At 40.1% G+C, this 10712-nt stretch carries 10 protein-coding genes; 3 read left to right on the top strand and 7 right to left on the bottom strand.

Annotation, left to right across the window (positions count from 1 at the left end; all coding sequences use genetic code 11):
* Window positions 1-93: 93 nt before the first annotated feature.
* The 4 genes from LM917_RS19180 to LM917_RS19165 form a co-directional block, all read right to left on the bottom strand.
* The gene (locus LM917_RS19180; RefSeq protein ID WP_232699345.1) at window positions 94-561 is read right to left on the bottom strand and encodes a hypothetical protein; all 468 of its coding nucleotides are present in this window, start codon (window positions 559-561) and stop codon (window positions 94-96) included.
* Window positions 562-684: 123 nt separating this feature from the next.
* Window positions 685-1413, bottom strand: coding sequence for a hypothetical protein (locus tag LM917_RS19175; RefSeq protein ID WP_232699344.1), 729 nt, complete (start codon window positions 1411-1413; stop codon window positions 685-687).
* A 449-nt stretch (window positions 1414-1862) separates the two neighbouring features.
* On the bottom strand, window positions 1863-2519 hold the full coding sequence (locus tag LM917_RS19170; RefSeq protein WP_232699343.1) for an HAD family hydrolase: 657 nt from the start codon (window positions 2517-2519) through the stop codon (window positions 1863-1865).
* Window positions 2497-3084 carry a DUF502 domain-containing protein gene (locus LM917_RS19165; protein WP_232699346.1) on the bottom strand — a complete coding sequence of 196 codons (588 nt, stop codon included), beginning with the start codon at window positions 3082-3084 and terminating at the stop codon, window positions 2497-2499. Before LM917_RS19165 ends, LM917_RS19170 begins: the two co-directional genes overlap by 23 nt.
* A 129-nt stretch (window positions 3085-3213) precedes the next feature.
* Here LM917_RS19165 and LM917_RS19160 point away from each other — a divergent pair, with 129 nt between their 5' ends.
* On the top strand, window positions 3214-4068 hold the full coding sequence (locus LM917_RS19160; protein ID WP_232699342.1) for a sulfurtransferase: 855 nt from the start codon (window positions 3214-3216) through the stop codon (window positions 4066-4068).
* A 182-nt stretch (window positions 4069-4250) separates the two neighbouring features.
* Here the strand turns inward: LM917_RS19160 and LM917_RS19155 are convergent, their stop codons facing one another.
* Window positions 4251-4961, bottom strand: coding sequence for a hypothetical protein (locus LM917_RS19155; protein WP_232699341.1), 711 nt, complete (start codon window positions 4959-4961; stop codon window positions 4251-4253).
* A 163-nt stretch (window positions 4962-5124) separates the two neighbouring features.
* Here LM917_RS19155 and LM917_RS19150 point away from each other — a divergent pair, with 163 nt between their 5' ends.
* Window positions 5125-5835, top strand: a complete 711-nt coding sequence (locus LM917_RS19150) for a DNA alkylation repair protein (protein WP_232699340.1) — start codon at window positions 5125-5127, stop codon at window positions 5833-5835.
* A gap of 28 nt (window positions 5836-5863) precedes the next feature.
* Here the strand turns inward: LM917_RS19150 and LM917_RS19145 are convergent, their stop codons facing one another.
* Together LM917_RS19145 and LM917_RS19140 are read right to left on the bottom strand one after the other, a co-directional pair.
* Entirely contained in the window at window positions 5864-7075 is a 1212-nt protein-coding gene (locus tag LM917_RS19145; protein WP_232699339.1) for an MFS transporter, read from the bottom strand.
* A gap of 175 nt (window positions 7076-7250) precedes the next feature.
* Window positions 7251-8855, bottom strand: a complete 1605-nt coding sequence (locus tag LM917_RS19140) for a peptide chain release factor 3 (protein ID WP_232699338.1) — start codon at window positions 8853-8855, stop codon at window positions 7251-7253.
* Window positions 8856-9136: 281 nt separating this feature from the next.
* Here LM917_RS19140 and LM917_RS19135 point away from each other — a divergent pair, with 281 nt between their 5' ends.
* Complete coding sequence (locus tag LM917_RS19135) at window positions 9137-10648, top strand: carboxypeptidase M32 (protein WP_232699337.1); 1512 nt, start codon at window positions 9137-9139, stop codon at window positions 10646-10648.
* The last annotated feature ends 64 nt before the right edge of the window (window positions 10649-10712 follow it).

Here is a 10712-nt window from a genome sequence, read left to right as displayed (position 1 = left end):
ACTTGAACCCTATAGATAACGCCCATGCTGGGCGCACATAAATAAAGCGCCTGTATAGGCGCTTCTAGTCCTTCTAAGAAAATGACTAATTCCCTAGTTATTTAGTTCTTCTCTTGTGCTAGCTATACGAACTGAAAGTGAACCAGTCATTTCAGATCTACCTGAAGAGAGGTTAACATAATGGTCACCAACAGCTAAAGCCGTACTAGAGAAAAACTCTTTTGTTTTACCAGCTGGTATAGTACCTGATATTTTAACCGTACCATTTGCTTTTCCTTGAGTTACTGAAAGACTAATATCGTTAGTACCATTATTTTGTACATATACTTTAACCCATCCCTGTCCTGGTTGAATGTAGAAAGGTTCGCTCATAGTTGTATTTGCAAGCTTTTTAGAAAGCACAGGCGTACTAATATAAGGAATAACTATAGGCCCATCTCCATTTTGTTGAATGTTAGTTGTAGTCGTAGGTGGGGTAACTTGCTCTTCTGCATGTACTCCAGTAACAACTCCTACTAATGCTAATGCTGCGGTTGCAGTACCTAGTGCAAATTTTATCATTTCTAAATCCTCCAATTGTTTATGTGTAAAATATTAGATACATAACCAATATTATCTATTTTACCAAAATTAGTAAATGTACGAACTTTAATCCGATTCCATTTTCATTTGGTGGTACCCCTATTAATAGTATTCAAAATGTCGATAATAACCCATTAGGAATGGTAGAATATGACCGTTATTCCCTTCTGGTAAGTTGTTTAGATGCTGTATTGCTCCATCTTCAAACATCTCTTCGTCTATATCTAATTCTTCAATCTCGTCAATAAGATCCATGATTCTCTCCAGTTGTGATTGAGATACTTTCATGTGATTTCTACCAAATCGTTCTCTGAAACAATCATTATAGATTTTTAAAAAAGCACCTCGATCGATTGGAAAATCGACGAGTATATATTCTTTTTTATCTTTTTTGCTGTTAATACTTGTTGTTCTATACGTCCCACTTTCAGTTTCACTACTAGAAAAATTATCGCTTTCAGCACCGTAACTATAGGGTTTTTTGTTATCGTTTTGTGTTTCACTTACAGTTTCATTTTCATTTGCATAATACGGCAGTGATTGAAATTTGTCATAGTCGAAAATGGTTATAATCGTACCTTGACCACGAACTTTTGATTTCTGGACATGGATTAAATTCATATCACTCAGTCGCTTGATAGCGTTATCTATTTGCCTAAATGAACACATCATAAATTCAGATACAGAGCGAAGCGATAGAATACATTGCCCACGCTTGCAGCTATCAGAATCCTTGTAGTTAGCCTTTGCTATTAGCAAATTAAATACAACCTGGTCAAACTCTTTTTCAAACGGAAAACGTGGAACGATCACGAATCCATTAGGTTTCATGTAAGTTCCCCCTTACGCATGTTATAAATGGACACACCAAACGATTATTAAAGGCGATAATCCCGGTCAATTCCTTGCCTTCCTCGCATAACTAGCACAAGACACCCGGTAGAATCCCGGTATAAGCTCCTAGAATCGTTTCTAAGCGATTTTTATCTATTCTAATCGATAGAATCGATCACAAGGCAAATATGGGGGTCTAGCAGGTGTTATTCCCGGCTATCACTCTATCAGACACCATTCTGTTTCAAATGGAAGTATTAAAAAAGAACGCTCTCCATGCGTTCTTTTTTACGTGTACAGTAAAATTCCTTTTTATTAATTCTATCACTGCATATAGTTCATCTACGCTGTTCATTACTGCCTATCGATTATATAAATATAGTAAACAAAATAGGGTAGATATGGCAGATACTACTCTGCTTTCATCTACCCTTTACCATTCTATTCTACTCCCTAAACCCCTCTAACAGTTGCTCCAACTTTCTCTCAGCCAAAGATTCAAGTCGCACATCAAAGGTAGTAAACGGGTGGTTGCGGGTCAGCTCATGTGGAGTAATCACACAGTGCAGGCCCGCACTTTTGGCAGCTTGCGCCCCAGCCATTGAATCTTCAAATGCGATCGTATCTTTAGCTTCAACCCCCATACAATCTATTACTTTTAGATACAATTCAGGATCTGGCTTCACCTTCTGTACGTCATCCTTTGTACAGATACAAGTAAAGTAATCTCTTATTTGATAAGTTTCCAGAAAAGGCAGAACCCAGCTTTTCGGCGAACTGGAAGCCACTCCGATTTGTAATCCCAAATTTTTCCCTGCTTCTAGATAATCACGAACCCCTGGTCGAATATCTTTACTTTTTAGCAATTCATGATGACGGTCTAACCAAAGCTTTTCCATCTCTATTCGATCCACCTGTTTACCTGTCAGTTCCTCCAAATGAAGAAACGGGTCAAAAACAAGCTCTCTGCCGACACCTTCTGACCACTTATCTTTAGGAAGGATTACTCCGTGTTGTTCATATATTTCACGAAATGCTTCATACAAGGTCCATTCCGTATCTAAAATGGTACCATCAAAATCAAAGACTAACGCTTTTATCATGTTTGCCTCCTACATCTGTCTGTTCAGATTGCTCTTTTCCTGAAACACCACCAGAAAGAATGAAAGTCATCACCTGCGAACTCTCGGCATCCAGAATCTCTACTTGATTTCGAGGAAAAATTAATAGATTACCCGCAAAGTTATACGATTGAGGTACATATACCGAAACAAAATCCTCCAAACCGAAATCCTTCAGAGATTCCCGCGTGATAAACCCTAGCACCCTTGCTTCACTTCCCATGGATAGGCGCACCAACACGGGTTTATCAAAGCTCTTTTTGTCACCAACAAATGCACCAATAACATCCTTAATCGCTGAATATATCAGCTTCACGAATGGAAGCTTTGTGAACAGCTTATCAACGAGCCCGATGATGCTTTTCGTCAAAACATTGGAAGTAAGGAATCCTATTATCCAGATGATAGCAAGAGTAACGAGAAATCCAAGCCCCGGAATTTTTAGTGGTAGTAAATTATCGATTGTGGTAAACACGAGATACAGGATATAGATAGTGGCAGCCAGTGGAACAACCAGTAATAATCCTTCAAAAAAATAACGAATCACTTTTTTCAATATATATCTTCCTCTCTATCTTATCCTATCCTATCAGATAGTCTAGCTAATCATTTTGTCCAGAAGCGGAACTTCCCATAATCTGCTATAGTAAGGAAAAAGCGATTAGGAGGAAACAAGATGATAGCAAAAAATCTGTCAGATCCAATTGTCAGCGTAGAATGGCTCTCCAATAATCTGAATAATCCTGATTTAATCATTGTAGATTGTCGATTCACACTTGGTCAACCAACAGAAGGCACAAAAGCTTATCAACAAGACCATATTCCCTATGCGGTTCGTGCCGACCTTGAGCTGGATTTATCAGCAGAAAAGAATGTACATGGTGGTCGTCATCCCCTTATATCTGTGGAACAAATGGAAGCTCTCTGTTCTCGTCTTGGTATTGGAAATTCTTCAATCGTAGTTGCTTATGACGATGATGACCTGTCAAAAGCTGGTCGCTTCTGGTGGATGTTGCGATATGTAGGTCATTCACAGGTTTATGTTCTAGATGGCGGATATTCTGCATGGAAAAAAGCAGGGCACGAAATTACTTCCAAAGAGGTCACTCCTACTTCGCAAACCTTTACAGCATCTCCTCAAATTGACTTACTTGTATTTAAAAATGATGTGGAACAACGCGCCGCTACAACGCCTTTGCTCGATTCGAGGACAGGAGAACGTTTCCGTGGTGAAGTAGAGCTAAAACCGTTTGACAAAAAAGCTGGACATATTCCTGGTGCTCAGTGTTATTTTTATAAAGAGACACTTAATGAAGATGGCACAATGAAAACAACTGAAGAGTTAAAAAAGCATTTTTCTGATCTCTTGCAGCAAGAAGAAATTATCGTGTATTGTGGTTCTGGTGTGACTGCGACCGTTAATTTGCTTGCTCTTGTAAGAGCAGGACGGCCTGATGCTAAATTATATGCTGGAAGTTGGAGTGATTGGAGCTCTTACGAGGATAGTCCAGTTGCCACTGGTGAGAAGTAACGCTTATGCAAAAGGGGGAATAACCTTCCCCTTTTTGCACGCTATGATATCCACTTCTACTCTCAAATGATTAGAAAAAAATGCTGCCACGATCTCACTCTATTTTATTTGAAAATTAAATCTATTAAGAAGGGGAAATAATAGAACTAAACCTTTATACAAGAAGGTCTTCTCATTATGTGTTAGATATGCACTTGTGAACTCTTATAGACCTGAGCTTGTGGATGAATAATTAAATTCCCCGAGTACTCAACTCTTCTAATCCGGCACTCTGGTCCAATTATTACATCGTGTCCTTTTACAAAGTCTGCTTCTACATGCTCCAGGTCAATGTGCTCGCCAATGATCGTGTCTGCTCGAAGCAAGCTTCGCCCCAGTATTAGTTGAAGTCCATTCTTCATTCTACAGATTGAAATATATTGACTCTCTAGATGACCAACTACACTTTGACCTGTAAAAGAAATCATAATATTTTTCTCGACAATAGCTTTCTCATGAATTGTCAGTTTTCCCTCTACTTCAAATGTTTCCGCTCGAACACCCTTTTCAACAACAAGATCGCCTTGCGATTGTACATGAATGGCTTGTAAAGAACCCATTGCCGCTCTGCCGAGGTTATCCAAAACAGTTGTGTAAACCCCGTGATTCACCTTCATAACGCCTTTGTTTCTAATATCTGTCGCTTTAATACCTCCATACACCTTGCAATTCCCAATTACATGAAGCAAGGTGGTTTCCATTTCTTGTTTAAAAGTAGCACTGCCCTTTATTTCAATCTTTTCTGCAAGAACGTCCCCATTCATACTTAAGCTACCAAAAATATCCAAATCATGAAAAGCCCCACCATTTGACTTTTGATAACCCATGATTTTTTCGTTTGATCTCACATTCATTTTCCGAAAACTCCCCTTATAATTAGGTAATTATTCGATATCTTTCACTATATCACATTATTGGTACATTCTTACATGTGCCAGCGAAACACGAGCGAAAATATAACAGAACCTTTCGGGAAACGATACAACATACAGGTATAATAAATGTGAGGTGAGATTAATGAACTTGTCTGAAATAATGAGTCAGCTTGAATCACTCGGTTCAGAACAAACAAAGAAGACTTTTTGTCGACATGGGGCAAGAGAACCACTCTTTGGCGTTAAAATTGGTGACTTAAAAAAGTTGGTCAAGATTGTAAAAAAGGATCAAGAGCTGGCTTTAGCCCTTTATGAAACGGGGAATTATGACGCCATGTATCTAGCTGGTCTCTCTGTTAATCCTAAGGAACTTACGAAAGCTACCTTGGAGCATTGGGTGCAGAAAGCCTATACGCACAGTATAGCGGAGTATACGGTAGCTAACGTCACAGCTGAAAGTAATTATGCACTAGAATTAGCTCGGGAATGGATAACAGATGAGAAGGAAATGGTAGCAACCTGTAGTTGGAGCACCTACGCGAACTATATTTCTATTACTGCAGACGATCAATTAAACCTGCCGGAAATAAAAGATCTTCTTACGCATGTGGAGAAAAACATACATAAGGAACGGAATCGTGTTCGGTATACGATGAATGGCTTTGTTATCATGGTAGGTGCTTCTGTCACTCCCCTCCATGATGCTGCTATGGAAACAGCTCGCAAAATTGGCATTGTTCATGTTGATGTTGGTAACACAGCCTGCAAAGTACCAGTAGCTGCTGACTACATAACCAAAGTCGAGAATGCTGGTAAACTTGGTAGTAAGAAAAAAACTTGCATTTGCAAATGAAGTCCTTCACTTTTTGGTGACTATTCCTTTAATTAGTAGGTACTGGCTTCCGATCATTTTCTTGAAAAAGCACACAAGCAATACAAGCAAACATTAGCACCAAAAACCCGATAAAAAATGAATGGCTCAGATTATCAAATTTTCCTGCTAACACAGGACTAATTATCGCCCCTAACGAAAGAGTAGCGGAATACAAGCTGAAGGCTGTACCATATTGTCCCTCTGGAGCATTTGCAGCCAAAATAGCACTCATTGCCGGGAACAATAATCCAAATGCCATTCCAACCAGCGTCATCGATACATAGAGTGACATCGGATATTGGATCGCTGTCAAATAAAATACTATCGTGAGAATGAATAGGCCAGATAAACACCGTATAACTGGTGCTCGTCGCTGTAACCACATTTGGGTGAGAGTGAGCAACGATCCAAGCCCCATCATACTAAAAATAATTCCCATCTCTTCTGGCCTTAATTTTTGTTCTATCATGAGTAACGGAATCTCATACATCATGGTTCCCTGTGCGTACATAATGGCAAATGCAGCAACTAATGCCGGATACATCCCGGAATGTTTTAGTAATGTAGATATGGTTTGGAGCATGCCTTCCTGCTCTTTTGGATGACTCAAAGTAGGATTGGCAACTCTCTCTACTTTCCTCTGCTTACGTCGCAGCCCTTCTGAAGAAGCACGTGGTAGGAAGAGAAATGCTATTACCCCCGTTAAAAACATAATGATTCCAAGTATGATAAATGACTGGGCAAATCCCCACTTACCCGCTAAAAAGCCCCCTATTGCCGGAGAAATAATGGATGCAAATGTCAAAATAATCCCTTTTTGTACGAAAATCTTATTCTGTTCCTCTTCTGTTCTGCCCGCTCGTGCCAGTAAGGCAAAGCATGCCGGAGAAACAAACGCCATTACATATCCATAGGTAAGTCGTAGCCCAAACAGTTGCATGGAGCTCTCAACCAGACCATGTGCAAGGAGGAGCAAGCCGGACAGCATGAATCCTCCACTAATAAACATCTCCTTGCTATAACGGTCAATGAGTGGGCCAGCCATTACATTTCCAATCAAATTAGCAAATGAATACGCTCCGAGAAGCACTCCTATCATTAGGGCGGATGCCCCTAATTCTAATGTGAATGGCGATAATAGCGGCATTTGCGCATGCATATCAGCAGAGGCTAAAAAAAGAATGGTGAACAACAGCCATAGATAATGTTTTTTTTGCATGTATCTTTCCCTCCTCCCCTACATGTGTATGAATGGAGCTGTCCAATTCATGACTTGTCTTCGGGAAAGAAGAGAGTTTCTACGTACTACCTAATCTATGACCTTTCCTGCTATAAACAAAAAAAAGTACACTCTATTAGTAAATGGTGTACTTTTTTCGTCATCAATTTTACATTTACGAATTAACCCGATGTAATCCCAGTGAACTCTCATGGAACGTTAGCTTAGGATACTTTTCTTGCGCCATACGTAGCTGATACTCACTGTCAAACAGCATAACCAGACGGCCATAGCGATCCGTTACGGATTGGCTGCGAGATTTGACTGCTTCCATCTCCTCTTTTTCGCCTTCAATCCACCTAGCAATCTGATAGGACATGCGTTGCAGAGTAATATCTACATGGTACTCAGCTTTTAAGCGATATTCTAGCACCTCAAATTGTAGAACACCTACTACCCCAATGATTAGTTCCTCCCACGGGTGGGTCTTAAACAATTGAACTGTACCTTCTTCTGTTAATTGCATTATCCCTTTTTGGAATTGCTTATGCTTCATAGCATCCTTAACGGTTACCTTCGCAAAGAATTCTGGAGAGAAGTGCGGCATCTCTTCATATTCAAAAGCTGGTCCTACACAAAGGGTATCCCCAATCTGGAAAATGCCCGGGTCAAATAGACCGATTACATCACCTGCGTAAGATTCTTCGACTACTTCTCTATCCTGTGCCATAAACTGCATAGGCTGAGCCAGCTTGATATCTTTTCCCATACGTACATGGCGCACACTCATGCCACGTTCGAACTTACCGGAACAAATCCGCATAAAAGCGACTCGGTCACGGTGAGCAGGATTCATATTGGCTTGAATCTTAAAGATAAACCCAGAAAACTTCCCATTCAACGGATCAATTTCCCCATTGGTACTCTTTTTCGGAGATGGCGGAGGTGCCATTTGTAAAAAGTTCTCCAAGAATGTTTGAACACCGAAGTTATTGATTGCGGAACCAAAGAATACAGGAGAAAGCTCACCATTTGCGATTTTTTCCGCATCGTATGGATCTCCTGCGATATCCAGTAGAGAGATCTCTTCTTGTAACTGGTCGAATAATACCTGTCCCACGCTATCTTTAATTTTATCGTCATCAGGACCGCTTACATCTACAGCTGTAATCTGCTGATGCTGCAAATCTTCCTGATAAAGCTCTACACGAGATTTTTGTCTGTCAAAAATTCCACATAAATCGCTTCCCATTCCGATTGGCCAGTTCATTGGATAAGATCGAATGCCCAGTACGTTCTCCAATTCTTCCAGTAGGGAGAATGGATCTTTACCATGACGATCCAGTTTGTTCACAAAGGTAAAGATCGGAATTCCGCGCATTCTACAGACCTTGAACAGCTTGATTGTCTGTGCCTCTACCCCTTTTGCCACGTCGATAATCATTACAGCTGCATCTGCTGCTGTTAGCGTGCGGTATGTATCCTCACTAAAATCTTCGTGACCAGGCGTATCTAGAATATTAATGTGGTGACCCTTATATTCAAAATCCATGGCAGAGGAAGTAACTGAGATACCACGTTTCTTCTCAATTTCCATCCAGTCAGAAGTTGCATGTTTAGAATTTTTGCGTCCTTTTACTACTCCCGCTTCCCGAATAGCTCCCCCATAATAGAGCAATTTTTCGGTCATGGTCGTTTTCCCGGCATCGGGGTGGGAAATGATGGCGAACGTGCGCCGTCTGGTTATCTCATTTTCCCAGTTTACTTTTAATTGACTCATTATCATTCTCCTATTGCCTTTATGATATTGTACGTATATCTATCAGTACGATTATACAGACAAACGCTCTCCGATAAAAGAGGAAAACTAATATCGGCATCCTCCAGTTTTTTCTCCAGTTTTTTCTTTACTTATTTTTCCACCATTTCACCTCAACTGATGCACCTTTTCCACTTTTTAGCTATAATGGGATCACACCTTGTTACTTTATGTAGCGGAGGCATCCATTGTACATACATACTATTCAAAAAATACTGGTTTATTAAGGAGGCAAATGCTTCATGTCTGCAAAAACAGTAGGTAATGATTTCACCGCTTTTGTCAAAAAAATTGAGTCATTCAATAATGCATCTAACGTTCTCTATTGGGACATGCGCACCAAAATTCCACGTAAAGGGATGGATGCCCGTTCCGAGGTTGTCTCCACTCTTTCAACCGAAGCCTTTAAATTATCTACATCAGATCAAATGGGTGAATTCTTGGAGACACTTTCTGTTAAAGAAGCGTACGAAGAACTTGATCATGTTACACAAAGATTAGTAGACGAATGCAAAAGAGAATACGACCTGAACAAAAAGATTCCAGCAGATCGCTTTCAGGAATATGTGCTGTTGAAGAACAAATCGGAAAATCTATGGGAAGAAGCAAGAGAAAAGAATGACTTTGCTCTGTTCCAATCGTCCCTGGAACAAGTAATTGATATGACATTAGAATTCATTGAATACTGGGGAGTAAAAGAAAGCAAATATGACACTTTGTTAGATCAGTATGAACCGGGAATTACCACGAAAGATCTGGACCAAATCTTTGGTCAACTTCGTGAAAAAACCGTACCATTGCTCCAAGCTATCCAGGAATCGGGGCGCACACCAGATATCCGTTTCTTTAAGCAATCTTTCTCATTGAAAGAACAGGAAGATTTTAACCGCTACATGCTAACTCAAATTGGTTTTGATTTCGAAGCAGGTCGTTTAGATACCAGTATTCATCCTTTCTGCATTGATTTTGGGGCAACAGATGTACGTCTAACCACACGCTACGATGAAAACGATCTTCGTTATGCATTACTTAGCAGTATGCACGAAGCGGGTCATGGTATTTATGAGCAAAACATTGACCTGAAACTTCAGGGCTTACCATTAGACACAGGTGCTTCTATGGGTGTTCACGAATCTCAATCTCGTTTCTATGAAAATATGATTGGACGTAGTTTACCTTTCTGGGAGCATTACTATCCAGAACTGCAAAAAGCCTTCCCAGCACAACTGAGTCACATCAGCCTTAGAGATTTTCACCGTGCCATTAATTTGGTTGAACCATCCCTGATCCGTACGGAAGCGGATGAACTCACATATAACCTGCATATCATGTTACGTTATGAGTTAGAAAAAGGTCTTATCAATCAGAGTATCCGTGTAGCTGATCTTCCTGAATTGTGGCAGGTCAAAATGAAAGAATATCTTGGCATTGAAGTTCCAAACGATCAGGTTGGCGTACTCCAGGATGTTCATTGGTCTGGTGGTTTGATTGGATACTTCCCAACTTATTCTCTGGGAAATGTTTATTCAGCACAATTTGCGAACGCCATGCAACAACAACTCCCTTCCTATGATGAACTACTACGTCAGGGTAACCTGGCTCCGATCAACGAGTGGTTGCGTACAAACATTCAACAACACGGTAAACTCAAAACACCTAAAGAATTGTTACTAGACGTAACAGGTGAAGGTGTAAATGCCACTTATCTGGTTGACTATCTCGAGAAAAAATTCAAAGCAATCTATGAGCTGTAAAGATTTTTAGTAGAATTGAAAAAAACCTTTCCGTGCCTTGTTCGGAAAGGTTTTTTTATATGAG

The organism is Brevibacillus daliensis, from assembly GCF_021245735.1.
Taxonomy (GTDB): Bacteria; Bacillota; Bacilli; order Brevibacillales; family Brevibacillaceae; genus Brevibacillus_B; species Brevibacillus_B daliensis.
This window is presented reverse-complemented; position numbering and strand designations above follow the sequence as displayed.